This window comes from Lentzea albidocapillata subsp. violacea (assembly GCF_900100275.1).
GTDB classification, from domain to species: Bacteria; Actinomycetota; Actinomycetes; order Mycobacteriales; family Pseudonocardiaceae; genus Lentzea; species Lentzea violacea.
Genome location: NZ_FNET01000018.1, coordinates 58,607 through 84,213 on the forward strand (window position 1 = coordinate 58,607; position 25,607 = coordinate 84,213).

Here is a 25,607-nt window from a genome sequence, read left to right on the forward strand (position 1 = left end):
CCTAGAGATCCAGCGCGGTCGCGGGTTCGTGGCCCTCGCGGATGAACCACTCGGTGCCGAACGCGTGCGCGAACGTGGGCTCGTCCAGCGACAGGAAGAACGACTGCTCGGGGATCTGCGAGGCGTGCGCGCGCATCGCCTGCCGCTTCACCTCCAGGTACTTCGAGACGTCGACGCCGACGTTGATCTCCGACTCCGGCACCGCGCCCTCACCGAGCGGCCCCGGATCCTCGATGCCGGCCATCCGGAACGCCTCGCGGAACTCCGACTCGCGCACCATCGCCTGGTAGACGGCCGGTGTGCCCGCGATCTCGGCGGCGCGCATGCCGACCCGGTGCGCCTGGATGTGGTCCGGGTGCCCGTAACCGCCGAAGCTGTCGTAGGTCAGGAACACCTTCGCGTCCTCCTCGACGAGGATCGCCGCGAGTTTCCGCGCCGCCTCCTCGACGTCCGCGGTCCAGAACGAACCGGGCTGGTCGTTGAGCTCGTCGCCCATCATCCCGGAGTCGCGGTACCCCAGGAACTCCACGCGCGCGACCCCCAGCAGGTCCGCCGCCGCGTGCGTCTCCACGACGCGGCGTTGCCAGAGTTCCTCGCCCTCCTCCAGGAAGTCCGGCACCTCCCCGGCCTCGCCGCGCGTCGCGACGACGAGCACGACCCGGTGGCCCTCCTCGAACGCTTTGCGCATCACGCCACCGGTCACGATGCACTCGTCGTCGGGATGGGCGTGGAAAGTCACCAGTGTGGCCATGTCCGCGACGTTACCCGTGAGGTGCCCGGCACGTGAAAGGGCGGCGCTCCCCCAGAGTCAGGCTGGGAGGCGCCGCCCCTCGGCGAACTCGTGGAGCTATCGCAGGGTCAGGTTCCAGGCGTTGATGTACCCGGTGTCACCGGAGTACACGTCCTGGACCCGCAGCTTCCACGTGCCCGCCGCGACCTCGGACGAGGCGTTGACCGTGTAGGTCGCCACCACGTTGTCGGCACTGTCCGAAGAGGACGAGTTCTTCAGCCGGTAGGCGGTGCCGTCCGGCGCGATCAGGTCGATCACCAGGTCACCGCGGTAGGTGTGGACGATGTCCACACCGACCTTGGTGGTGGAGGAGGCATTGCCCGTCACCGTGGAGGTGATGGACGAGGTCACCGTACTGCGGTCCGCGATGGCGACATCGGTCGTGTTCTCCAGGCCACCGGAGGGCGGCGGAGTCGTGTCGATGGCCGCCACGGTCTTGGCGGCGTCCGCGAGACCGGCGCCACAGCCACCCGAGCAGGTGCCGGGAAGCGGACGGGCGTTGGTCTTGATCAGGTCCTTGACCTGGGCCGGCGTGAGCGACGGCTTCTTCGCGACCAGCAGTGCCGCGAGGCCCGCGACGTGCGGGGCGGCCATCGACGTGCCCTGGTACGGCTTGTAGTTCTCGGCACCGGGAACGGTGGTGCCGGCGTTCAGCGTCGACCAGATGCCGTTCTGCGGCGTGGTGATGGTGCCAGGGGTGTCGGTGCCGCGACGGGTCTCGCCGCCGGGCGCCGCGATGTCGATGCGGGTGCCGTAGTTCGAGTAGAACGTCCGGTTGCCCTCACGGGACGACGCCGCGACGGTGACGACGCCGTTGCAGTTGGCCGGCGTGTAGTTCGCGACGTTGTCGTTCGAGTTGCCGGCCGCGACGACGACCGTGGTGCCGCGGTTGATGGCGCCGTTGATCGCGTTCTGGTACGTCGTGGAGCAGGAGGACTTGCCGCCCAGCGACATGTTGATGACCTTGGCGGGCGTCTGGTTCGCGGGCACGCCGGTCACCGTGCCGCCGGAAGCCCAGGTGATCGCGTCGGCGATGTCCGAGGTGGCGCCACCGCACTTGGCGAGCACGCGCAACGGCTGGATCTTGGCGTCGTAGGCGATGCCCGCGATGCCCTTGCCGTTGTTGGTGGACGCGGAGATCGTGCCGGCCACGTGCGTGCCGTGCCAGGACGAGCCCTGGTCCTGCGCGGGCACCGGGTTGCCGAACATGTCGGTGCCGCACTCGCCGCGCGCCACCCAGTCACCCTCGTCGGCCGGGTTGGAGTCGCGGCCGTTGTTGTCACGGGCACGCGCCGAGTCGGAGACGAAGTCGTACCCCGCGACGACCCGGTCCGCCAGGTCGCTGTGCGCGACGTAACCGGTGTCGATGACCGCGACGGTCACACCGGCGCCGGTGGTGCTGGACCACGCGCTGGGCACGTTCATGCCCGCGGTGGCCTCGAAGAGGTCCCACTGCCGGGAGTACTCGGTGTCGTTCGGGTCCGCGAACGGCTGCATCAGCAGGTCCGGCTCGACGAACGCGACGTCGGGGTCGTTCTTGAACGCCTGGATCGTGTTGTCGGCGTTCGTGGTCTTCGCGCCGAGGTCGACGACGACCGCGCCACTCGACATGCGGCGGTGCACGGACTTGCCCTTGCTACGGGCGTCGTCCGAGGCAGCGGAGTCGGACGAGGCTTCGGCGGTGCCGGGCTTGTAGCCGACGATCAGCCGCTCGAAGGGGCGGTTCACCTGGGTCGAGTCCGGCTGGGACTGGATCTGGGCGGGGGCTGCGGTCGCCGATGGGGCGACAACGCTGAGCACGGCGGCGGAAACTGCCGCGGCGCACACACTCGTGCGTCGCAATCCGTTCACGTGAGGTCCTTCCACGCAGGGCCTTCGCGTGCCGTTGAGGGCGTCAGTGTTCTGAACCGGCTGCGGAGGTGGGAGGACCGTAAGCCGGGTCACACCTGCGAAAACAGGTCTAGTCGAGGCTGTTTGACGACACTGGCGTGTTCACGACAGGGGTACTGCGCCGAATGGCGCACAATGGTGGCCGTGTTTGGACACCTGGGCGTCGCGCCGGAGCTAACGGCCGTTTACGAGCTGCTGGTAACGGGCGGAAGCCGCACCACAGCCGAGATCGGCGTCGCGGTCCCGGTGCTGGAGGAGATGCGGGAGCTGGGTCTGGTCCGGCACCTGCCCGGTGACGTGTGGCAGGCCGTGGCGCCGGACCTGGCCGTGGAAGCGCTGATCGCGGCCCGCGAGGAGGCCAACCGCCGGGCCCGCGCGGACATCGGCCCGTTGATGGAGCTGTACCTGCGCAACCGCGACGAGGAACTGGCGGACAACGCGTTCGTCGAGGTGGTGTCCGGTGTGGACGCTGTCCGCGAGCTGTGGCACGCCCTGCTGCGCGGCGCCCGCGGCGAGGTCTGCGTGCTCGACCAGCCGCCGTACGTGACGCCGCTGGGCCAGCACGTCGCGCTGGAGGACGAGACGCGGGAACGGGACGTGCAGTGGCGGGTCGTCTACGACCGTTCCGCCGTCGACATTCCCGGCCGGGTCACGGAGATCATCGACCAGGTCGCGGCCGGCGAACGCGCCCGCGTCACGCCGACGCTGCCGTTCAAGCTCGCGGTGATCGACCTGCACGCGGCGGTGCTCCCCGTCGTGAACGGCGACGTGGTCGACCAGGTGCTGCTGATCCGGCCGTCCGCGCTGCTGGACGTGCTGCGCTCGACGTTCGAGCTGTACTGGGAGAAGGGAATCCCGTTCAGCCCCGGCGGGATCTACGCGGCGGCCGCCGACGTGGACCCGAACCTGCTGGGGCTGCTCGCCGCCGGGCTGACCGACGAGTCGATCGCACGGCAGCTGGGGCTCGCGCCCCGCACGGTGCAGCGCCGGGTGCGGCAGCTGATGGACCGGTGCGGCGCGCAGACGCGGTTCCAGGCGGGCGTTCAGGCGATGCGGCGAGGCTGGTTGTAGCCCGTACACCCGCCGGCCAGAAGAGAGAACGGGCGCTTCCGGTCATGGAGTCACCGGAAGCGCCCGCTCGATCAACTGGCGACCTTGCGCGCGGCCACCAGTTGCCCGTCCGCGAAACCCTCGACGCGCACCTCACGCCCGGTCGCGGCCAGCGTCGCGGTGTGCGCGCCGTCGGTCACGTCCAGTGAGGTCGCCGGGCGGCCATCGACGTAGATGTCCACCCGGTCGAGGTTCACGGTGTCCAGTGAGACGGTCGTGCCCGCGACCGCCACTCCGAGCCGCCGCACCGGCTGCTCCTCCAACAGCTCTCCCGCCCGTGCGAGAAGATCCACGTTGCCCTGCAACAGGTCCGCGCGCGTGATCTTGTGCTGGTGCGTCGGGCGCACGCCCAGGTCCTCCACCGGCGTGCCGGCGAGCTTGCCGACGCGCAGCGTGCGGCGGATCGACACGCGCATGTTCGCCTTGTTGGGCAACGCCTTGTACGGCGACTCCGCGTCGACCGGCGCCGGGATCTTCAGCAGCGTCGACAGCAGCCCGTGCGTCCACACGTTCGCGCCGCCCGCGCCGGTGTTGTCGTCCACGCCGAGGATCGGGCCCAGCTCGTGGTCGGCCCAGCCCGCGGCGAAGATGTCGGTGGCCGAGTAGCAGCGCGCGTCGGTGATCAGCACGACCGGGCCGTGGTAGGTCTGGCCCACGGCGTTCGCGCCCTCGACCGGCGTGATCGTGTGCGAGCAGGAGAACGCCTGGCCCGTCTCGGTCGAGCTGTCGAGCGACGGGAACCACGGGCCGAGGTCGATCTGGCCGGTCGGGTTCTCGGCGTGGCGGCGGCAGATCCGCAGGTTCAGCGGCGTGCTCAGGAACTGCACGGGCTCCGGCGCGACGGGCCGCGGCGTCATCGTCTGCAGCAGGAACTCCGAGGCGAAGATGTGGCCGCCGCCGTTGTCGCGCACGTCGACGATGAGCCCGTTCTGCGGCAGCAGGGCCGCGAGCCGCACGAACTCGGTGAGGAACGCGTCCGGGTCGTCGACGCTGAACGTGAAGATCCGCAGGTGCCCGAACGTGCCGGACGGCGTGACGACGGGGCGGGCCCGGAACACGCCGGGCATCGTCGTCGGCACGTCCTGCGCACCCATCGCGACCGCCCCACCGGAGGCTTCGGCTTGCACGACTTTGGGCGCGTGCAACAGTTTCTTGGCGCGCGCCTTCTCGTCGGAGTCCAGGTCGACGCCCTGGGCGGCCGCCGCCGGCGACAGCGCGTCGACGTCCGTCATGGGCGGCAGATTCTCCGTGACCTGCCAGTCGACGCGGACCTCCCCAGCGGCACCGGTCTCGTCGCGGTAGCTCACGACCACCCAGTCCTCGTCGGGCGGGAGCTGGATCACCAAGGGGCGCAACGTGAGCGACTCGAGGCCGCGGGCGAGGTTCGCGGCGGTGTTGCTGCCGGCGAAGATCGCGCCGTTCAACGCGACCGCGCGGGCGATCGGCGTGCCGTTCCAGTGCGTCACCTCGGCGCCGGGCGTGAGGCCGGCGAAACCGGCGACCGTGCGGGCGACGAGGTACTGCTCGGTGCCGTCCTCGTCGAAGTAGCGCTCCAGCTGGAACGGCAGGAAGGCGATCTTGCCCGCGAACGGCGCCGGCAGCAGGTAGTTCGTGTGCAGGTCGCGCACCGAGTGGAAGGTGCTCGACAGCTCGCGGTGGAACTGCCACTCGGGCTCGGCCGTGGCGTCGGTCTGCCGTTCGAGTCTCGCTCTGAGCACCCTGAGTCTCTGCACGGGGTTCACCGCGTGCATCGCGACTTTGAGAGGCAGGTGCGCGTAGTTCTGCTCCAGCACGATCAGCGCCTGGTCGACGATGAGCTTGCGCTGCGCCAGGGTGAGCGTTCCCGCGGTCACGAGGAACTCGGCGAGTCCGACGGAATTTGCGACGTTCGGGTGAGCGGTTGTGGTCATGGTGAGGCCTCCTTGCTCAGTAGAGGCTTTCCAGGGCGACTGGATACACCTTTTTCACCCGTTCGGCCGCTAACTGGAGCAGTTTTCCTGACGACAACTGGAGTAAAGGGGAGGCCCGCGATGAGTCCACCCGTCCTGGAACTGCGCATCCACGGCGTCAACAACACACCCCCGGACGCGATGCTGGCACTTCCCGACCACGCCGTCGAACAGTTCCGCGGCGATCGGTTCGGCAGCTTCTGGCGCCCGCGACCGGACAAACTCGCCGAGCTGCCACCGGATCACCCCGGTCAGGTGCCCGCCGGGGTGCGGCGCGAGGCGTACTCGTGGGGCGGCATGGCGCGCAGCAGCCCCGGAGTGCCGGGCAGCGGGGTGCCGTCGGTGCTCGCGAACGCGCTGGGGCGCATCGGATGGGCGTTGCTGCTGCCGTTCGGGCTGGCGAACGTCGCGTACTGGTCCCGGAAACTGCCCGACGACTCGATCCCCTCGACGCGGCGGATGGTGTGGTGGAACGCCGGGCGCGGGGCGGCCTCCACGCGGCTGTTCGGGCTGGGACTGACAGTGTTGCTGGTGCTCGCGGTGTGCGAGGTGGCGATCGACGTCTACGCGATCCAGTGTTCGCTGCCGGGCACCACGTGCAGGCGGCTGCCGGACTTCCTGGACGTGCTGGGTGATCCCGCCCGCCACGTCCGGGTGCTGGCCGCGTCCGCCGTACCGGTGTTGCTGCTGCTCGGGTTGATGGCGCTGACCTCGTTGTCGCGCAGCAGATACGAGATGACGTCGATGCGTACGCCGCAACGGCGGGCGGGCGTGATGCTCAGCCGGGCGTCGATGTGGGAGGGCAGTCCGCGGATCCGCCGGCTCACCCGGCTGCACCTCTCGGCCGGGTGTTGCGTGGTGGTGCTGGCGACGAGCACGCAGTTGTGGCAGCACGTGTTCTTCCTCGTACTGACCGTGCTCGCCGCCGGAGTGCTGGCCGTGGTGATGGCGCGGGTGATGGTGACGGCCACCGACTGCCCGGACGTGCCGTCGACCGAGCAGGGCGGCCTGTGGTCGTGGCTGCTGATGATCTCGTCCGTGCTCGTGCTGGTGGTGCACGGGTTCGGGCTGTACGCGATCGCGCCGGTGTTCGACGGGCCGTTGTGGCTGACGTCGTGGGGGCCGCCGGTGGTGACCGTGGCGTTGCTCGGGTCCGTGATGGCGGCATGGTCGTGGCGGCGCAACGACGCCAAGGGGCCGTTGGTCCTGCTCGTGCTGTTCGTGGTGTGCATGGTCGGCACGTACTGGGTTTCGCTCGCCTGGGCCGGCGCCGTCGTGTTCGGCGGGGTGCTGGCGTGGCGGGCACGGCCGCGTGCCGGTGACGAGTGGCAGGCCTGGCGCGGCGCCGGACCCGGTGTGCTGCTGGGGTTGTCGCTCGTGTCGTCGGTGATGATGGCGGCCGTGCTGGTGCTGACGTTCCGGGGCTGGGTCGGCACCGGCCTGCGAGCACCGTCGTTCTACTCGTGGTTCAGCGCGGCCTTCGCCGTCGCACTGGTCCCGCTGGTGTTGCTGGTTCTGTCGCAGGCCTTCGTGCTGGTGTCCCGGTTGATCACGCCCGCGGTGCTGGACGGCGAGGGCGAGGTGCTCGTCGTGCGGGCGCGGCACGTGGTCGCGGTGACACACCGGGCCGAGAACGTGGCCGGGGTGCTGTCGGCGCTGGGCGTGCTCGCGTTGCTGCTGACCTGCTACCTGACGTTCGCCTCGCCGGGCTGGGGTCAGTCGTCCGCCGTCATGTGGATGGTGGGCAAGGGCGACTGGGTCACCGGGCTCGCCGGGGTCGCGGTGGTCGGGTCGTTCGTCGGCGCCGGGATGCTGACCAACCGGCGGCCGCTCGGGCTGCTGTGGGACCTGATGTGCTTCCTGCCGCGCACCGCCCACCCGTTCGCGCCGCCCTGCTACGCCGAGCGCGCGGTGCCGGAGATCGCCGACCGTTCGCGTGAGTTCCTGGACGAGTCGCCCGATCATCGCGTGGTGTTGTCCGCGCACAGTCTGGGTGCCGTGCTGGCCGTGGCGGCGTTGTACGCGTTGCCCGCCGGATACCTGCAACGCGTACAGCTGCTGACGTACGGCGTGCAGTTGCGGCCTTACTTCGGGCGGATCTTCCCGGAACTGCTGGGGCCTGCGGTGCTGGGCACGCCGCCCGTGCGCGCGGGCGCGTTGTTCTCGTGCGACCCGTGGCGCCGGAAGCCCGGCGAGGTGCCGGAACGCGGGCTGGCGTCGTTGCTGGGCCGCAACTGGATCAACCTGTGGCGCCGCACCGACTACCTGGGTTTCCCGGTGCACGGCTGGGAGGACAACGCCCTCGACCGGCGCGCGAACGAGACGAACGGGTCACCGGACACAGTGGAGACCCACGGCGACTACCACCTGTGCGTGGCCTACCGAGACGCGTTCACGGAGCTCGTCTCGCTCGATCTGAACCGGTCACCCGATCGTGGACGTGGAGGGGATGGGAACCTGGAACGCAGCTGACTCAGGGAGAAACATGCGCGCGACTGTGGCGACCCTCGCGGGTGCCGTACTGCTCATTGGAGGGCTGACCGCTTGCTCGAGCGAGGCTCCGCCCTCCGCACCGGCCGTCACGCCGGTGGCCGAGACCGAGGTGGCCGCCCCCGCGGCCTCCGGTGACCAGCCGAAGGGCATCACGTACGACGTCGCGCGGATCCCCGTGGGCGCCAAGCTCTCCACCGGCTCGTCCGTCGGGAATGGACAGACGACGGTGGAGCTGAAGGTCTCCGGGCTGCTGCCCGGCACCAAGTACGGCTCGCATGTGCACACCAAGCCGTGCGGCGCCAAGCCGGCCGACTCGGGCCCGCACTACCAGCACACGAAGGACCCGGTGTCGCCGAGCGTCGACCCGCAGTTCGCCAACGCGGAGAACGAGATCTGGCTGGACTTCACCACCGACGCGCAGGGCGGCGCGACCGCCAGGGCGACGGTGAGGTGGGAGTTCCGCAAGGGCGAGGCGAACTCGGTCGTCGTGCACGCCGCGCACACCAGTACCGAGCACGGCAAGGCGGGCACGGCCGGCGACCGCCTCGCGTGCCTGACCGCGGCTTTTTAGGCTCTGTCCTGTAGGTCCGTTCGATGAGAGTCACGGTCGAGAGACCCGGAGCCGGACAGGAGCTAGACCGGCCAGGTCAGGGCCACACCTCCGGCGAGGTGCGGCCCTGACACCGGTTCCAGCACCGCCGCGCGCACGAGGTTCAACACCTCGTATCGGGGTCCGGCGCGACGAACGAGCCCGCGCACGCACAGTTCCGTGACGTACGGGCTGTGCCCTGGGTCCTCGCCCTCGGCCATCCGCACCAGCAGCCCACGCCCGTCGTCGTCCAATGTGGACAGCGAGCGGCGCAGCGAGTCCCGCAGGTGTGCCGAGGTGGGGTCGAGCGGGTTGGACCGCAGCCGTTCCAGCAGGTGCTGCGGCGAGTAGACCATGAACCACCCGGCCGCGAACTCCAGCGCCGACGGCAGCCCGTCCAGTTCGTGGACGAGGCCCATCAGCGCGGCCTGGTTCGCCGGCTCCGGTTTGAACGCGGGCCGCACCCGGTGCACGTGTGTGAGCAGCAACCGCACCGCGTCGTCGTCGGCCAGCGGGCCCAGCGGGAACACGTGCTCGCCGGGCAGCCCGACCGGCGCCAGCGCCGTGACGACGACCCGCAGCCGCGGGTGCGCCTGCAGCAGGCGCGGGTCGGGGCGGCGGTCGGTGACGAGGACGGTGTCCTGGTCGTCGTTGATCGACGGGACAGTCTGGGACGGGTGCCACAGGACCGACCAGCCGTGCCGGAAGTGCAGAACGCCCGCGACCTCCAGGGCCAGCCGGGTCTTGCCGACGCCGCTGACCCCGGTCACGGTGACCAGCCTCGCGGGACCGGGTCCCTCCGACAACAACGCCGCCAGCGCCGCCGCTTCCGCCTCCCGCCCGACGATCAGCCCGGCGGGTCCGGCCGGCGCGGGCGGCGCCACCGCGGACCGGCCCGCGGCACGACCACCCGCCTGCTGCAGGTCCGCGCGGCTCTCCTCGTCGAGCCGCAGCCCGTCCGCGAGCAGGCGCACCGTCTCCGCCCGCGGTGAGCGGGTGCGGCCGCACTCCAGGTCGCGGATGGCCCGCACGCTCACCATCGCGAAGTCAGCCAGCTGTTGCTGGGTGAGGCCCGCGCCGATGCGGTGCGTGCGCAGCAGTTCTCCGAACTCCCTCATGCCCGTCCCCTCCTCGGACTCCGAGTGTCGGGGCGAACGGGCGGCGAAACATGGGTGACGGACCCCCATATTCACCTTCGCGCGTAAATCTGGGGGATTGCTCCCCATGTGCCGCCCGCCCGCGCGTGCGAGGTTGGCCGCGTGACCTCCGCGGCCGAGACCAGCACCGGTGAGAGCTGGACAGCGGCTTTCGCCCACGCCCTGCGCCCGCTGATCGACGCGTCCCGCACGGAGGTCGCGCCGCCGTTCGACGCGGCCTTCGCCGAGCAGCTGGGACGCCGGCTCGTGGCGATCGCGGCACGAACGCTCGTGCTGGAGCTGCACGAGGCGCGCGGCACGCTGACCAGCCCCACGAGCGCCGAGCGGTTCACCGAGTTCACGCGCACGCTGAACCTCTCGTCCGTCTTCAACCGCTACCCGGTGCTGGCCAGGTTGCTCGCGCAGGCCTGTGAGCAGGCGGTGTCCACGCACCACGAGCTGTCGTCGCGGTTCACCCGCGACCGGGCGAAGATCGTCCGGACGATCTTCGCGAACGAGGACCCCGGCGCGTTGATCTCGATCGAGATGGGGCAGGGCGACGCGCATCAGCAGGGCCGGACCGTCGCCGTCCTGACCTTCGAGTCGGGCCGGAGGCTCGTCTACCGGCCACGGCCGCTCGGGTTGCACGTGCGGTTCAGCGAGCAGCTCGCCTGGCTTTCCACCCGGACCGGAATCGAGTTCCGGGCGCCGAGGCTCCTCCCCCGCGACGGCTACGGGTGGATCGAGCACATCGCTCACGAACCGTGCGCGGACGTGGCCGGGGTCGCCGACTTCTACCAGCGGCTCGGCGCGTTGCTCGCGCTGCTCTACGCGGTCGACGGCACCGACATGCACTACGAGAACCTCATCGCGTGCGGCGACCAGCCGGTCCTGGTGGACGTCGAGACGCTGTTCCACCCCACGCTGACACCGCCCGACGCGGACCCGGCCACGCTCGCACTCGTGCGTTCCGTGCACCGCACGGCCCTGCTCCCCCACGTGCTGATGGGCGACAACGGGGTCGCGGACGTGTCCGGTGTCGGCGGCGACCACGGCGTGCTGTCGCCGTTGAACGCGGTCGACTGGGCCGACCCGGGCACCGACCGGATGCGGCTGGTCAGGCGTGCCAGGAAGTCGCCGGGGGCGGCGAACAGGCCGCTGCTCGGCGGCATCCCCGCCGAACCCGCCGACTACCAGGACTCGCTGCTGGCCGGGTTCCGCGCGGGCTACGACGCGATAGTGACGCATAGGAACGAGCTGCTGCAGCTCGTCCGCAAGTGCGTCAACGAGGAAGTGCGGTTCGTGGCGCGCGCGACGCGGCAGTACGCGCGGTTGCTGGACGAGTCGACGCACCCGTCCGTGCTGGCCGACGCGCTGGACCGCGACCTGGCGTTCGGTGTGCTCGTGGCGGACGATCCGCTGCTCGACCGGCTGGTGCCGTTCGAGGTGTCCGACCTGTGGCGCGGTGACGTGCCGCTGTTCACGTGCCGGCCAGGGTCGACCGACCTGTGGACCGCGTCCGGGCTCCGGCTGCCGGGGATGCTGCCGGAGCCCGGACTGCACGCCGTGACGCGCAAGATCCTGGGCATGAGCGAGGTCGACCGGCACGACCAGCAGTGGGTGATCACGGCGCTGCTGGCGTCGCGGCCCCGGCCGGTGTCGCACCACAGCGGCGTCGCCGTGCCCGGTCACGTCGCGCCGGTCGACCCGGATCCGGCCCGGCTGCTGGTCGCCGCGTGCGGCATCGCGGACCAGATCCTCGCGCACGCCGTCACCGGCGAGGACCGGGTCAACTGGCTCGGGCTCGAACTGATCGACGACCGGCACTGGTCGGTGCAGCCGCTCGGGGCCGGCCTGTCCAACGGCTACACGGGCGTCGCGCTGTTCCTCGCCGAACTGGGCGCGCTGACCGGTGCCGCGCGGTACGTCGACTTCGCGCGCGACGCGTTGCGGCCGTTGCCGGCGCTGCTGGAGATGTTCGCCGCGGAACCGGAGCTGGTCACGGCCGCCGGCGGCGGAATCCACGGTCTGGGCGGCATTTGTCACGGGCTCGCCCGCCTCACCCACCTGCTCGAACTCGACCCCGGGCTGCTCACCCAGGCCGTGCGGCTGATGCCCAGGGAAGATTCGTCGTTCACCGTCGTGGACGGCATGGCCGGCTCGCTGGCCGCGATGCTCTCCGTGGGCACGCCCGAAGCGCTCGCGCTCGCCGACCACTACGCCTCCACTCTGCGTGACGCCACCTGCCCCGCGAACGGGTTCGCTCGCGGCCGCGCGGGAATCGGATGGGCGCTGAGGCGTTACGCGGCAACGGTTCGTGACGAGTTATCCGATGTGACCGCACGGACGTTCCTGGACAGCGACATCGCCGACCCGGCCGACACCGGCTGGTGCACGGGTCTGGCCGGTGTCGCGCTCGCCCGTGACGACGAGCGGGCGGCCGGTCTGCTGGCGTCCGGAGAACCGTTGCGGGACATGAGTCTCTGCCACGGCGAACTGGGCGTCGTCGAGGCACTGGCCACTCACCACCCCGGCGCCGCGACCCGCCGCGTGGCGTTGTTGCTGGGAGCGCTGGAGGAACACGGCGCCCGGTGCGCCACGCCGGGCGGTGTTCCCTCCCCCGGGCTGCTCACGGGCCTGGCCGGCATCGGCCACGGCCTGCTGCGGCACGGGTTCGCCATCCCGTCAGTCCTGCTACTGCAAGCGTCACCCGACACAGAGGAGTCCACCCGATGAACGAGTCCCTGCACCGCACGGCCGACCAGCCCGAACCGGCCGAGCAGCCCGAACCGGCCGAGCACGCGATCGGGGAGATGGAGCTCGCGCCGAAGACCGCCGCGGGTGCACGCGCACGTGCCCTGATGGGCCTGACTCTGGCGACGAGCGCGTTCGTGGCGCTCACACCGGCCCTCTCGGACACCACGGTCAGCGTCGTGTAGGGACGCTTCTGCCACGAATAGGCCTGGCAGGCGATACGGAGAACTGCACGGGACCATTAGGGTCCAGACATGCAGACCCGAGCGCCCCACGTGGTCGGCCGTGATCGCGAGATCACGGCCGTCACGGGGGCACTCGCGCGCACCCGCGAGGCCCGCGGCGGCGCCGTCTTCGTCACCGGGGAGGCGGGGATCGGCAAGTCCAGGCTCGCCCGGTACGCGGCGGGCCAGGCGTACGACGAGGGCATGCGGGTGCTCAAAGGGCGCGGCACGACCATCGGCCCGATGGTGCCGTTTCGTCCGATCGCGGAAGCGCTCCTGGGCCTGTTCCGCGGCGAACCGCCGGACGACTCCGCGCTCGGGCCGTACAAGCCGGTGCTGGGCACGCTGATCCCCGAGTGGCACGACCACCGGTCGACGAAGGAGTCGGTCGTCGTGCTGGCCGAGGCGGTGCTGCGACTGCTCGCGTCCGTCGCGCGCAAGACCCCGTGCCTGCTCGTGCTCGAAGACCTGCACGAGGCGGACGCCGAGACACTCGCCGTCGTCGAGTACCTGGCGGACAACCTGGAGGACCAGCCGGTCCTGCTGCTGGCCACGATCCGCACCGAACCCGGCCACGCGCTGGAGCTCGTGCACCGGATGGTGCAACGCGGCTCCGGCAGGCTGGTGGAGCTGCACCGGCTCTCGCAGGACGAGGTCGGCCAGATGACGGCCGCCTGCCTGGACAGCGCGCTGGTCCCGGCGGAGCTCGTCGATCGCTTGTGGACGGACAGCGCCGGGAACCCGTTCGTCATCGAGGAACTGTTGCACGGCATGGTGAGCGGCGGTCTGCTCGTGGCCGGCGCGGAAGGCTGGCAGGTGCTGGGAGAGCTCAAACTTCCCGTGCCGGCGGCGTTCGTGCGCAGTGTCGCGCATCGCACGGACAGGCTGGGGCCGCAGGGCCGTGAGGTGCTGTCCATCGCGGCGGTGCTGGGCCACCGGTTCCCCCTTTCCGTGGTGCAGAAGGTCACCGGCATCGACGACCGGGAACTGCTCAGCCACCTGCACGCGGGAGTGGCCGCGCAACTCGTGACGCCGGACGAGCCCGCCCCGGACTGGTACGCGTTCCGCCACCCGCTCACGGCGGACGCGTTGCTGGCCCAGCTGACCCCGGCCGAACGCGTGGACCTGTCGTCGCGCACGGCCGACGCGGCCGAGGACCTGCATCCCGGCCTGCCCGGCGACTGGTGCCCGCTCGTCGCGAAACTGCGGTTCGACGCCGGATCCCGTACGCAGGCGGGACTTCTGTTCGCCGAGGCGGGCAGGCGGGCGTTGTCGGGCGGGGCGGCGGAGTCGGCGGTCACGCTGCTCGACCGCGCGCAAAGCCTGCTCACCGACGCCGCCGTGGCCCGTGCCGAGGTCCTCGACACGCTGCTGCCCGCACTGGCCGAGACGGGTGACTTCGAACGAGCCTTCGCCCTGGAGGTGAACGACCTCCACGGACTGGACTCCTCGCTGCGCGCGAAGCTCCACACGCGACTGTCCCGCGTCGCCTACCTCGCCGGCTGGTTCACCGAAGGCGTGGAACAGGTACGCATCGCGCGGACGTTGCTCGGCCCGGACGCACCGGACGAACTGGCCGCGCAGCTGGACGTCAACTCCGCGTACCTCACGCTGAACATCCCGAGCGCCGACCGGATCTCGTCCGCCGCGGGCCTCGCCCGGCAGGCGGCACTGGCGGCGGACCGGGCACGGCTGCCGGCGGTGGCGTGCGAGGCGTGGCAGCTGCTCGGGATCATCGCGCGCGAGCACGACATCGACGAGGCGAACGCCTGCTTCGGCAAGGCCCTCGCTCTCGCGGGCACACACCAGATGCCGATCCAGCACGTCTACGCGCTGGTCCGGCTGGCGGGCAACGAATGGCTGCAGCACGGCAGCACCGCGTCCCTGGGCCGCACACACGCCGAGGCGTGCCGGGCGGGCGCGATCACGGTGGCGCACAACGTGGACGCGATCCTGGCGCTGCAGTCGGTGCTGACCGGTGACCACGCCGCGGCCGCCGAGGAGATCGAGCGGTGCCTGCGCACCACGACGCGCCTGCGGTTCCACGCGCTCACCCGCTACCTGCTGATGACGAAGGCCGTGCTGGCCGGCCATCGGGGCAACCGCGCCGAGACCGAGAACGCCATCGGCGAGTTCGAGGCGGTCGCGAAGAACGGGGCGCAGGAGTACCCGCTGTGCTTCGGGCTCGCCCGCGCGTTCTGCGCGCTGCTGGAGGAGAACCACGCGCTGGCGATGACGGAGCTCGACCACGCGCTCGCCCTGGAATCGCAGAACCCCACGACGTTCCATCTCTCCGGCACGCACGGCATGCGAGTCCTGCTCGGCGTGCTCGACGGCCGGTTCGGCTGGCCCGACTACCGCGCGGTGACCGCGGTGTCCGCGTCGGGAATGCGGTGGAACCGGCAGTTCACCGAACTGGCGCACGCCGTTCTCCTCGGCCGCGACGACCGTTGCACCGAAGCCCTGGAAGCCTTCCAGCGCGCCCAGGAGGCCGCCGAACCGTATCCGCTGGCCCGTCACCTCGGCCGGCGGCTCGTCGCGCAGGAGGCGGCGGGGTGGGGCGATCCGGTGTCCTGGCTGCGTTCGGCCGAGGAGTACTTCCACCAGGCCACGATCCCGGCGGTGGCGTCGGCGTGCCGGGGGTTGCTGCGGCAGGCGGGGGCGCCGGTGCAGCAACGGCGCAGTGGCACCGACCAGGTGCCGCGGCAGCTGCGCGGGCACGGCGTGACGGTGCGTGAGTTCGAGGTGTTCGTGCTGCTGGCTGACCGGATGGGCAACAAAGCGATCGGCACGCGGCTGCACATCTCGCCGCGCACGGTGGAAAAGCACGTCGCCTCGCTCATCGCGAAGACCGGACAGCCCGACCGTGAAGCGCTTTCCGCCTACGCCGCGGCGCTCGGACGTTGACCTTTTGATCTGAGCCGAAACGTCGATGTGCATCGGCCGAAAGACTGATGCAACCTCAGGGGCCTATCAGGTGTCCTTATCGGTAGGTTGGTCGAAACGACATGGGGGACGTTCGTGCGCAAAATTGTTCTCGCGCCGTTGTGCGCGCTGATCACGGTAGCCGTGGCGGCGTGCAGTCCGTCAGGTCCGGAACAGACCAATCCGGAGCTGGCGCCGCGCGGCACACCGATGACCAAGGTCAAGCCCACCAGGCAGGACCTGACCACCAAGCTCAGCATCTCCGGCAAGGTCGAGATGAACCCGACGTTCGGGCTCGTCGCGCCGGTCGCGGGGCAGGTGCGGTACTTCGACGTCCCGGCGCCGAACGGCACGCCGACCAAGCCCATCCGGGTCGCGACGGTGTGGAAGGACCAGCAGCCGAACTACGTGGAGGCCCCGGCGGGCTCCACGTTCAGCGGCCGGCTCGTGGACGACAAGGCGTCGGTGACGGCGGGCATGCCGATCGCGTCCGCCAAGCACGTCGGCTACGCGATCGTCGGCGACATCGACGGCCAGCAGGCGTACAAGATCAACGGCGCGCTCACCGACGTCGTGGTGCAGATCAAGAACGGGCCCGGCCCGTTCCCGTGCGCCGTGCTCGGCACGATCGCCGCGCTGCCGCAGGGCACCGTCCCGGAGAAGCCGCCGGTCACGCCGGACACCAAGGACGAGAAGAAGGACCAGCCGCAGCAGCCGCAACAGCCCCAGCAGCAGCCGCAGCAGCCGAGTGCCTCCACCGGCCTGCGCATCGTGTGCACCGCGCCCGCGGACGTGCAGATGATCAACGGCGCCACCGCGTCGATCGAGGTCACCACGGGCAAGTCGGCGCAGGCGCTGGTCGTTCCGGTCGAGGCCGTGGCGGGTCAGCAGGGCAAGGGCAAGGTCGACGTCATCCAGCCCGACGGCTCGCGCCGCACCATCGACGTGGTGCTGGGCCTGACCGACGGCAAGGTCATCGAGGTCAAGTCCGGTCTCACCGGTGACGAGGAGCTCGCCGTGCCGGGCCCGAACCTGCCAGAGGGCCAGCAGCAGGGCGGCGACCAGACCAAGCCGACGGGACCGTGATGACGCAGTCCTTCGAACAACCCACGGTGCAGGTTCAGGCACCGCTGCTCCAGCTCAACGGCATCACGAAGGTCCTTAAGGGCCAGGGGGAACCGCGGACGATCCTGTCCGGTGTGGACTTCACCGTCCATCCTGGACAGAGCGTGGCGATCCTCGGCCGCTCCGGTTCCGGCAAGTCGACGCTGCTGTCGCTGATCGGCCTGTTCGACCGTGCCGACGAGGGCAAGTACTTCCTGCACGGCAACGACATCACGAAGCTCCCCGAACGCAGGGCGGCGGCGTTGCGCAGCGCGGAGTTCGGGTTCGTGTTCCAGCGCTTCTTCCTGCTCAAGCACCTCACCGCGGCGCAGAACGTGGCGATGGCGCTGGTGAACGGCCAGGGCTGGTCGGCGCGGCGCAAGCGCAAGCAGCAGGTGATGGAGGCGCTGGAGCAGGTCGGCATCGCGCACCTCGCGAAGTCCAAGCCCACCAGGCTTTCCGGCGGTGAGCAGCAGCGCGTGGCGATCGCCCGCGCACTCGTCCGCCAGCCGCGCATCATCCTCGCCGACGAGCCCACGGGCGCGCTCGACACCGAGACCGGCAACCTCGTCGTCGAGGTGCTGCTCAACACGACCAGGCAGGGCTGCGGCCTCGTGCTGGTCACGCACGACCATGATCACGCGAGCAAGATGGGCCGCGTGATGGAGCTGCGGGACGGGCGGTTCAACTGATGCTTTCCGGCAAGTTCCGGTCCGCCCTGGTCATCGGCGGACAGGGCATCCGCGCCCGCAAACTGCGCACGTTCCTCTCGATGGTCTCGCTGTTCCTCGGCGTCCTCGCCATCGTGGCCGTGCAGGCGGGGTCCGAGATCGCCGAACGCGCGATGCTCACCGACGTCGAGCTGCAGTCCGGCAAGGACGGCACGATCACGGGCTACGTCCCCGGCGAGAAGGGCGCGCCGGGCATCGTCGAGTCGACGCTGAAGGGGCGCACCGACGCGGTCGCGATGATCGGCTCCCGCGCGATCATCGGCGAGCCGGGCGTGCGGCCGATCAACGAGGGCGGCATGCCGTTCGAGTACGCGGGCAGGGGCGGCGACTACTCCGGTCCGATGGTGTACTGCGACGCCAACGGCACCTGCACCGAGCAGAAGAAGGAAGAGCGGAAGCCGGACGGCCAGGCGATCGAGGTCAACATGGTCGCGCTGACCGGCGACATCCGCCCGTTCAAGCCGTTCCGCCCGGTCTCCGGCAGCTGGCTTGACTTCGGCACCGCACCGTCGCTGGCGCCGCGCATCGTGCTGAACGAGGAGGCCGCCAAGGGCCTCAAGCAGTACCGCGTCCCCGGCGAGATGATGATCGACGGCGCCACCCACCACGTGTCACCGCAGATCATCGGCGTCGTGCAGGACGGCTCCATGCAACCGCGCGTCTACATGCGCCTCGACGAGCTGCGTACGTGGATGCCGGCGGCCGCCTCGACCACCGAGGTGGACAGGTTCCGTGGCGGCGGCACCCAGCTGGAGCTCTACCTGCAGCCGGGCACCGACGACCTGCAGCAGCTGCTCAAGGCCAAGCTCGTCGGCGCGGGCCTGTCGAAGGACCAGATGCACTTCCAGGCGGTGAACTCCAAGGAGCGCATGGAGTCCGAGTTGAAGATCATGCGGCTGATCTTCCTCGGCATGGCGTTCCTGGTGCTGCTGATCGGTGTCGCGGGCATCCTGAACGTCGGCCTCGCCACCGTCGGCGAGCGCGTCGAGGAGTTCGCGCTGCGCCGCGCGGTCGGCATGTCCCGGATGCTGCTCGCGGGCATCGTGCTCGCGGAGACGTTGCTGACCGGCCTGCTGACGGCCGCGCTGGCGATCGGCGCGGGTGCCGCCGGGTTGCAGGTGGCGCTGATGATGTTCGGCAGCAGGTTCCCGTCGTTGCAGGGCACCGCGTTCCCGTGGGAGGCGGGTGTCGCCGGCGTGATCGCGGGTCTTGTCGCCGGTGTGCTCGGCGGGCTGATCCCGGCCATCCGGGCGGCGCGGATCCCGATCGCCACAGTCATGCGAGCCTGAGGCGGCTCGTTGCCGACGAAGCCCCGGACCGCTGGATGCGGGCCGGGGCTTCGTATTTCCTGGGAACTAGTTGAGCTCGTCCGGGTTCGGGCCGATGCGGCCGCCGCGGTCCAGAGTGGACAGCAGCTCGATCTCGGCCTGCGGCAGCTCGAAGCCGAACACGTCGATGTTCTCCTGGATCCGGGACGGCGTCACGGACTTCGGGATCACGACGTTGCCGATCTGCAGGTGCCAGCGCAGCACGATCTGGGCTGCCGACTTGCCGTGCGCGAGTGCGATCTTCTGCACGACGGGGTACCTGAGCAGCTCGCCGCCCTGGCCGAGCGGGGACCAGGCCTCGGTCTGGATGCCGTGCTCGGCGTGGAACGCGCGCAGTTCGTCCTGCTGGAAGTACGGGTGCAGCTCGATCTGGTTGACCGCCGGCACGACGCCGGTCTCGTCGATCAGCCGCAACAGGTGCGCGGGCTGGAAGTTGGAGACGCCGATCGCGCGGACGCGGCCCTCCTTCTGCAGCTCGACGAACGCCTTCCACGTGTCGACGTAGTTGTCGCGGGCCGGGGTGGGCCAGTGGATCAGGTAGAGGTCGAGGACCTCGAGGCCGAGCTTGCGCAGCGACTCGTCGAACGCGCGCTTCGTCGCGTCGCGGCCGTGGTCGTCGTTCCAGAGCTTGGTGGTGACGAAGATGTCGGCACGGTCCACACCGGACTGGGCGATGGCCGCACCGGTGCCCGCCTCGTTGCCGTAGGCGGCGGCGGTGTCGATGCTGCGGTAGCCGGCCTTCAGCGCCTCCGCGACGGCCGGGGTGGCCTCCGCGTCGGGCACCTGCCAGACGCCGAAACCGAGCTGGGGCATGGTGACGCCGTTGCTGAGCTGCACGGTGTTCAAAGCAAAGTCCTTACTGTGATCAGGGAATCAACGTCGGAGCGGTGCCGCCGTCGACGCGCAACGCGGCCCCGGTCGTCGCGGACGACAGGTCCGACGCGACGTAGGTGATGAGGTTCGCGACCTCGTGGGGGCGGATCAGACGGCCCAGCAGCAACGTGGGGCGTTCGGTGCGGACGAACTCGGCCTCGCCGCCCTCGCCGACGCGCTCGCGGATGAACTCCTCGACGCCGGGCGTCAGTGTCGGGCCGGGCAGCACCGAGTTCACGGTGACGCCGGTGCCCTTGACCTCCTGGGCCATGCCGCGCGAGATCGCGAGCTGCGCGGTCTTCGTCATGCCGTAATGGACCATCTCGGTCGGCGTGAAGACGGACGACTCGCTGCTCACGAAGATCACCCGGCCCCAGCCGCGCTCGACCATGCGCGGCGTGTAGTGCCGGGCCAGCCGGACGCCGGACATGATGTTGGTGTCGAAGTAGCGCTGCCACTCGGCGTCGTCGATCTCGAAGACCGGCTTCGCGCCGTAGATCCCGAGGTTGTTGACCAGTACGTCCACGTCCGGCACCTGGCCGATCAGGTCGGCCGCGCCCTCGGCGGTCGCGAGGTCCGCCGAGACACCGCGCACGTCACCGTTGGCGCTGAGCCGGCCGGCCGCTTCGGCCACCCGCTCCTCGGTGCGGCCGGTGATGACGACGGTGGCACCCGCTTTGAGCAGGCCTTCCGCCGCGGCGAAGCCGATGCCCGCGGTGGAGCCCGTCACGAGTGCCGTGCGTCCCGACAGATCCATGTCTCTCCCCGGTAGACTTGCTGAAGACGATTACGAGCGTACGCAATAGTTGCACACGCTGTCTATTCGAGAAGGGTTGACCTATGTCACTGGACGACGACGCCGTCCAGGCGCGCGCGCAGGGCTGGCGCACGCTCGCGGCGCTGCACGCGCGCATCGAGGACCGTCTCGAGAGAGCACTGCAGAAGGCACACTCCCTCTCGGTCAGCGAGTACACCGTTCTGGACGTCCTCAACCGCCAGGACGGGTTCCACCTCCGGATGAACCAGCTCTCCAACGCCGTGGTGCTCAGCCAGTCGGCCACGACGCGCCTGGTCACGCGACTCGAGGACCGCGGCCTGCTCGCGCGCTACCTCTGCCCCACCGACCGGCGCGGCATCTACACCGAGGTCACCGAGAAGGGCCACGAGCTGCTCGCGCTCGCCCGCCCCACGCACGACGAGGTGCTCGCCAACTCTCTTGAGGAAGCTTCCGGCGCCCCCGAGCTCAAGCCACTCGTTGAGGCGCTCGCCAAGCTGTAGTCGCTGGAGCAAGATCGCGCGCATGGATCTCCACGCTCTGATCCGCGCCGAGGCGCCGTTGGCCGAGCAGCAGCGCGCCCTCACCGAACCGGTGCTGGCCGCGCTCGTCGACCACGGCGTGCACCGCCTGATCGCCCCGAAGCGCTACGGCGGCGCCGAACTCGGGCTGCCCGAGTGGAGCCGGGAGGTCCAGGAGCTGTCACGATCGGACGCCTCGACCGGCTGGACCGCGATGACGACCACGATCTCGTCCTCGCTGGCCTGGTACCTGCCGGTGGACGCCGCCGACGAGGTGTTCAGCGACCCGCGTGCGTTGATCGCGGGCACCGCGGCGCCGTTGGGCAAAGCCGTGGAGACCGACGGCGGTTACCGCGTCACCGGCCGTTGGGGCTGGGGCAGCGCCGTCACCCATGCGTCGTGGGTCATCGGCGGCACGCTCACGCCCGTGGGGCCGCGTCTGGCCGTGTACCCGCGTGAGGACGTGACGATCCACGACACGTGGCACGCCGCTGGCCTGCGTGCGTCCGGTTCGCACGAGTTCTCTCTCACGAACGCCTTCCTGCCGTACAGGCGTGCGGTGTGGCCGATCGGCATCAAGCCCGGCATCGAAGGCCCGATCACGGTGTTCCCGTACTTCAGCTTCCTGGCCGTGGGCGTCGCGTCCGTGTGCCTGGGCGTGGCCCGCCGCGCGATCGACGAGATCGAGGCGCTGGCCGTCGAGAAGACCCCGCAGTACGCGACGACCCGCCTCGCGGAGCAGACCGGCGTGCAGATCGAGCTCGCGCTGATGGAGGCCCGGCTGTCGTCCGCGACGGCGTTCCTGCACGACACGCTGAGCGTGGCCTGGGACCACGCGCTGAACGGTGAGCCCGCGCCGGATCCGGTGAAGGCACGGCTGCGGCTGGCCTGCTCGTTCGCGTCCGGCGAGGCCACCGACGTGACGCAGAAGGCGTTCGCGGCAGGCGGCGGCAGCTCGGTGTTCGAGTCGTCCGCCCTGCAACGCTGCCTGCGCGACGTGCACGTGGCCGCCCAGCACACGGTCGTGTCGCGGCGGATGCTGGAGACGTACTCGATGCTCAAGCTGGGGCTCGGCCCCGACATGACGAGGTTCTGACGGACGCGCGTTAGGGTGCTTCCATGCCCGACACGCAGTACGAAGACCTGCTCCGCCACGTCCTGAAAGAGGGCGTGCGCAAGGAGGACCGCACCGGCACCGGCACACGGTCCATCTTCGGCCACCAGCTGCGCTATCCGCTCACCGCGGGCTTTCCGCTGATCACGACCAAGCGCGTGCACTTCAAGTCCATCGCGTACGAGCTGCTGTGGTTCCTGCGCGGCGACAGCAACGTGAAGTGGCTGCAGGAGCACGGTGTGTCCATCTGGGACGAGTGGGCGTCTCCCGAAGGCGAGCTGGGCCCGGTCTACGGCGTGCAGTGGCGCTCGTGGCCCACCCCGGACGGCGGGCACATCGACCAGATCGCCGACGTTCTCCAGACGTTGAAGACGAACCCGGACTCGCGCCGGATCATCGTCTCCGCCTGGAACGTCGGCGAGATCGCGAACATGGCGCTGCCGCCGTGCCACGCGTTCTTCCAGTTCTACGTCGCGGACGGCAAGCTCTCCTGCCAGCTCTACCAGCGCAGCGCGGACCTGTTCCTCGGCGTGCCGTTCAACATCGCGTCCTACGCGCTGCTGACGCACATGATCGCGGCACAGACGGGCCTCGGCGTCGGCGACTTCGTCTGGACCGGCGGCGACTGCCACATCTACGACAACCACGTCGAGCAGGTCGAGCGGCAGCTCAGCCGCGAGGCACGCGAGTTCCCCACGCTGAAGATGGCGCCGGCGGCGTCCTTGTTCGACTACGCCTACGAGGACTTCACGATCGAGGGCTACGACCCGCATCCCGGCATCAAGGCTCCGGTGGCGGTGTGATCGGGCTGATCTGGGCGCAGTCCGCGAACGGCGTGATCGGCCGCGACAACGCCATCCCCTGGCGCATTCCCGAGGACATGAAGCACTTCCGCGAGATCACCGCGGGCTCGGCCGTCCTCATGGGACGCCGCACGTGGGAGTCGTTGCCGCCGCGCTTCCGCCCGCTCCCTGGCCGCCGCAACCTCGTGTTGTCGCGCACGCCCCAGGAGGGCGCGGAGACGTTCGGCAGCCTGGAGGAGGCCCTGGCGGACGTCGCCGGCGACCTGTGGGTGATGGGCGGGTCGGCGGTGTACGCGGCGACGCTGCCGTTCGCCGACCGGGTCGAGGTGACCGAGATCCGCGAGGAGTTCGAGGGCGACACGTTCGCCCCTGCCGTGGATCGTGAGCCGGTCAGCGTCGGCGAGTGGCTGGAGTCGAGCAGCGGCCTGCACTACCGGTTCGTCAGCTACTGAGGCCCGTCACCGGCGCCGCGCCCGAGCGTGCCACGCCTCGACGATCAACTCTTCCAGCTCCCCCACCTCGATGTGCTCCAGCCGCACCAGGATCGCCGGATACCCGTGGAAGTGCGGCGTCGTGAAGTAGACCGAGTGGTCCGAGGCCAGCAGCGCCTCCTTGGCCCCCAGGTCGGGCACGCGGGCCGCCAGGATGGGCCCGGACGGAGCCGCGGCACCCAGCGCCGACAGGTCGGTCCCCCGCAGCGGCCGTTCCCAGACGAACAGCTTGTCCTTGACCCTCCAGTCGACGACGCCCTCGCGCACCCGCTCCGTGACATCGGGCATGGAGGTGGCGATCCGGTGCACGTCGTCCCAGGTGGCCATCACAAGCTCCTACAGGTGGTCCGGCGGACGCTGCTGCTCGGCCAGGAACCGTTCGAACTCGGCGCCCAGTTCGTCCGCGCTGGGGAGGTCGGTGTTGCCGACAGTCTGGATGAACGCGTCGTACTGCCGCTCGAGCGCTTCCACGACCTGGGCCACCTCCTCGGACTCCGCGACCTGGCGGTGGATCTCGGCGTCGGCGGCCTGGGCTGCGTCGGCGAGGCCGCCGATGGGCAGTGCGAGGCCGGTGGCGCGGGCGAGGGCGTCGAGCAGGGTCACGGCGGCGGTCGGGTACTGCGACTGTGCCAGGTAGTGCGGCACCTGGGCGGCGAAGCCCATCGCGTCGTGGCCCGCCTGGCCGAGGCGGAACTCCAGCAGCCCGGAGACGTTGCCCGGCACCTGCACGCGGTTGAAGAACGGCTGGTACTCCGAGACCAGCTCGGGGCGCGTGGCGTGGCCGATGACGTTCAACGGCCGTGTGTGCGGCACGCCCATCGGGATGCCGTGGAAGCCCACGGTCAGACGCACGCCCCAGCGGTCGATGAGCGAGCGCACGGCCTGGATGAACGCCTCCCAGCTGCGGTCCGGTTCCGGGCCGGTGAGCAGCAGGAACGGGTGGCCCGCGCTGTCCCAGAGCAGGTGCACGACCAGTTCCGGGGCGGCGTAGTCCTCCCAGTGGTCGGTCGCGTAGGTCATCAGCGGGCGGCGCGAGCGGTAGTCGATCAGGCCGTCGACGTCGAAACGCGCGACGACGCGGCTCTCCAGCGTCTCCAGCAGGTGTTCGGAAAGCAGACGGCCCGCGGCGCCGGCGTCCATGAAGCCCTCGAAGTGGTGCAGCAGCACCGCACCTGTCAGGTCCGGCACCTCCGAGTCCACCTCGTACAGGTTCTCCGGGTCCACCGCACGCCTCCCGATCAATCGCTCTCGTCTCGTCCAAAGCCAACCATGTGGACACGGAACTGATTCCGCACGGGTCGATTAGCCCATACGGACCGTGTGCGCGCATCACCTCACGGGTACTCCAACGCGGTGGACAGGCGCTGGGTAACGCGTGGAACTCTGGTCGCGGCCGTCGTCATTCTCCTCGGTGCGGCGGTGTACGTCTTCGGCCAGTTCAGGCCCTTCGGTGACGAATCCATCGACCGCAGCCAGCCCGCCATGCTCGAATCGGTGCGGGACCTGAGCCAGTACCACGCCGCGGCCGGTGAGTTCCAGGTCGTGCTGGACATCGAGAACGACGTCAGGTGGGTACCCGCGGCGCTGGCGGGCGAACGCACGCTCTTCGTGGCGGCCGGGTCGGTCAACGCCTTCGTGGACCTGGGGACGCTGAAGGACGACGGCCTGGTGGTGTCGGCGGACGGGAAGACCGTCGAACTGAGGACACCGAAGGCGCAACTGGACAAACCGAACCTGCACCACGACCGTTCCTATGTCTTCAGCCAGGAACGCGGCCTGGTCAACGACCTGCAGGCGCTCGCGGGACCTCCTGACCTGCAACGGTTCTACGTCGCCGCCGAGGCCAAGCTGACGGAGGCCGCGAAACAGTCGGAGCTGCTCACCCGCGCCGAGGAGAACACGCGGGTGATGCTCACCGGAATGCTGCAGTCCTTGGGATTCCAGGTGAAAGTGATCACCGACTGAGTCGAACCCTCCGCGCCTTTCCCGGCGAACGTCCATCGGTGA

Annotated in this window: 22 protein-coding genes; 14 read left to right on the forward strand and 8 right to left on the reverse strand. The window is 70.2% G+C overall.

Going from position 1 to position 25,607, the window contains the following annotated elements; translation table 11 throughout:
* Position 1: 1 nt before the first annotated feature.
* Together BLR21_RS31150 and BLR21_RS31155 are read right to left on the reverse strand one after the other, a co-directional pair.
* Entirely contained in the window at positions 2-751 is a 750-nt protein-coding gene (locus tag BLR21_RS31150) for a PIG-L family deacetylase (RefSeq protein ID WP_090011616.1), read from the reverse strand.
* Positions 752-847: 96 nt separating this feature from the next.
* Complete coding sequence (locus tag BLR21_RS31155; RefSeq protein WP_218131013.1) at positions 848-2,641, reverse strand: S8 family peptidase; 1,794 nt, start codon at positions 2,639-2,641, stop codon at positions 848-850.
* 183 nt (positions 2,642-2,824) lie between these two features.
* Here BLR21_RS31155 and BLR21_RS31160 point away from each other — a divergent pair, with 183 nt between their 5' ends.
* Complete coding sequence (locus BLR21_RS31160; RefSeq protein ID WP_176929879.1) at positions 2,825-3,751, forward strand: LuxR C-terminal-related transcriptional regulator; 927 nt, start codon at positions 2,825-2,827, stop codon at positions 3,749-3,751.
* A gap of 71 nt (positions 3,752-3,822) precedes the next feature.
* Here the strand turns inward: BLR21_RS31160 and BLR21_RS31165 are convergent, their stop codons facing one another.
* Positions 3,823-5,700 (reverse strand): S41 family peptidase, encoded by a 1,878-nt coding sequence (locus tag BLR21_RS31165; RefSeq protein ID WP_090011620.1) that lies wholly within the window; start codon positions 5,698-5,700, stop codon positions 3,823-3,825.
* Between the two features lie 120 nt (positions 5,701-5,820).
* Here BLR21_RS31165 and BLR21_RS31170 point away from each other — a divergent pair, with 120 nt between their 5' ends.
* Positions 5,821-8,211: a hypothetical protein gene (locus BLR21_RS31170; RefSeq protein ID WP_090011622.1), complete on the forward strand. Its 2,391-nt coding sequence runs from the start codon at positions 5,821-5,823 to the stop codon at positions 8,209-8,211.
* A 13-nt stretch (positions 8,212-8,224) separates the two neighbouring features.
* On the forward strand, positions 8,225-8,803 hold the full coding sequence (locus tag BLR21_RS31175; protein WP_090011624.1) for a superoxide dismutase family protein: 579 nt from the start codon (positions 8,225-8,227) through the stop codon (positions 8,801-8,803).
* 62 nt (positions 8,804-8,865) lie between these two features.
* On the opposite strand, the gene BLR21_RS31180 is transcribed toward BLR21_RS31175, so the two are convergent.
* A complete protein-coding gene (locus tag BLR21_RS31180) occupies positions 8,866-9,939 on the reverse strand; it encodes a helix-turn-helix domain-containing protein (protein WP_090011626.1) in 1,074 nt (357 codons plus the stop codon).
* A gap of 141 nt (positions 9,940-10,080) precedes the next feature.
* Here BLR21_RS31180 and BLR21_RS31185 point away from each other — a divergent pair, with 141 nt between their 5' ends.
* The 6 genes from BLR21_RS31185 (at position 10,081) to BLR21_RS31210 (ending at position 18,984) form a co-directional block, all read left to right on the forward strand.
* Positions 10,081-12,693, forward strand: a complete 2,613-nt coding sequence (locus BLR21_RS31185; protein ID WP_176929880.1) for a type 2 lanthipeptide synthetase LanM family protein — start codon at positions 10,081-10,083, stop codon at positions 12,691-12,693.
* A complete protein-coding gene (locus tag BLR21_RS31190) occupies positions 12,690-12,896 on the forward strand; it encodes a hypothetical protein (RefSeq protein ID WP_090011630.1) in 207 nt (68 codons plus the stop codon). The genes BLR21_RS31185 and BLR21_RS31190 overlap by 4 nt, the downstream gene beginning before the upstream one ends.
* 69 nt (positions 12,897-12,965) lie before the next feature.
* On the forward strand, positions 12,966-15,842 hold the full coding sequence (locus BLR21_RS31195) for a LuxR family transcriptional regulator (protein WP_090011632.1): 2,877 nt from the start codon (positions 12,966-12,968) through the stop codon (positions 15,840-15,842).
* Positions 15,843-15,956: 114 nt separating this feature from the next.
* Positions 15,957-16,946 carry an efflux RND transporter periplasmic adaptor subunit gene (locus BLR21_RS31200; RefSeq protein ID WP_090011636.1) on the forward strand — a complete coding sequence of 330 codons (990 nt, stop codon included), beginning with the start codon at positions 15,957-15,959 and terminating at the stop codon, positions 16,944-16,946.
* Entirely contained in the window at positions 16,946-17,656 is a 711-nt protein-coding gene (locus tag BLR21_RS31205) for an ABC transporter ATP-binding protein (protein ID WP_090011637.1), read from the forward strand. The genes BLR21_RS31200 and BLR21_RS31205 overlap by 1 nt, the downstream gene beginning before the upstream one ends.
* Entirely contained in the window at positions 17,656-18,984 is a 1,329-nt protein-coding gene (locus BLR21_RS31210) for an ABC transporter permease (protein ID WP_176929881.1), read from the forward strand. Before BLR21_RS31205 ends, BLR21_RS31210 begins: the two co-directional genes overlap by 1 nt.
* A 66-nt stretch (positions 18,985-19,050) precedes the next feature.
* Here the strand turns inward: BLR21_RS31210 and BLR21_RS31215 are convergent, their stop codons facing one another.
* Entirely contained in the window at positions 19,051-19,836 is a 786-nt protein-coding gene (locus BLR21_RS31215; RefSeq protein WP_090011766.1) for an aldo/keto reductase, read from the reverse strand.
* 52 nt (positions 19,837-19,888) lie between these two features.
* Positions 19,889-20,653: an SDR family NAD(P)-dependent oxidoreductase gene (locus BLR21_RS31220; RefSeq protein WP_090011641.1), complete on the reverse strand. Its 765-nt coding sequence runs from the start codon at positions 20,651-20,653 to the stop codon at positions 19,889-19,891.
* 83 nt (positions 20,654-20,736) lie between these two features.
* Here BLR21_RS31220 and BLR21_RS31225 point away from each other — a divergent pair, with 83 nt between their 5' ends.
* From BLR21_RS31225 to BLR21_RS31240, 4 genes are read left to right on the forward strand one after another with little or no spacing between them, the layout of a single operon-like run.
* A complete protein-coding gene (locus BLR21_RS31225; RefSeq protein WP_090011642.1) occupies positions 20,737-21,174 on the forward strand; it encodes a MarR family winged helix-turn-helix transcriptional regulator in 438 nt (145 codons plus the stop codon).
* Positions 21,175-21,196: 22 nt separating this feature from the next.
* Positions 21,197-22,288, forward strand: a complete 1,092-nt coding sequence (locus tag BLR21_RS31230; RefSeq protein ID WP_090011645.1) for an acyl-CoA dehydrogenase family protein — start codon at positions 21,197-21,199, stop codon at positions 22,286-22,288.
* Between the two features lie 23 nt (positions 22,289-22,311).
* The gene (locus BLR21_RS31235) at positions 22,312-23,109 is read left to right on the forward strand and encodes a thymidylate synthase (protein WP_090011647.1); all 798 of its coding nucleotides are present in this window, start codon (positions 22,312-22,314) and stop codon (positions 23,107-23,109) included.
* Positions 23,106-23,561 (forward strand): dihydrofolate reductase, encoded by a 456-nt coding sequence (locus tag BLR21_RS31240; protein WP_090011649.1) that lies wholly within the window; start codon positions 23,106-23,108, stop codon positions 23,559-23,561. The genes BLR21_RS31235 and BLR21_RS31240 overlap by 4 nt, the downstream gene beginning before the upstream one ends.
* A 6-nt stretch (positions 23,562-23,567) precedes the next feature.
* Here the strand turns inward: BLR21_RS31240 and BLR21_RS31245 are convergent, their stop codons facing one another.
* Both BLR21_RS31245 and BLR21_RS31250 read right to left on the reverse strand, forming a co-directional pair.
* Complete coding sequence (locus BLR21_RS31245; protein WP_090011650.1) at positions 23,568-23,927, reverse strand: MmcQ/YjbR family DNA-binding protein; 360 nt, start codon at positions 23,925-23,927, stop codon at positions 23,568-23,570.
* 9 nt (positions 23,928-23,936) lie between these two features.
* A complete protein-coding gene (locus BLR21_RS31250; protein ID WP_036013892.1) occupies positions 23,937-24,824 on the reverse strand; it encodes a proteasome assembly chaperone family protein in 888 nt (295 codons plus the stop codon).
* A 129-nt stretch (positions 24,825-24,953) separates the two neighbouring features.
* Between BLR21_RS31250 and BLR21_RS31255 the strand changes: the two genes are divergently transcribed.
* Entirely contained in the window at positions 24,954-25,565 is a 612-nt protein-coding gene (locus tag BLR21_RS31255; RefSeq protein WP_256335051.1) for a DUF4230 domain-containing protein, read from the forward strand.
* The last annotated feature ends 42 nt before the right edge of the window (positions 25,566-25,607 follow it).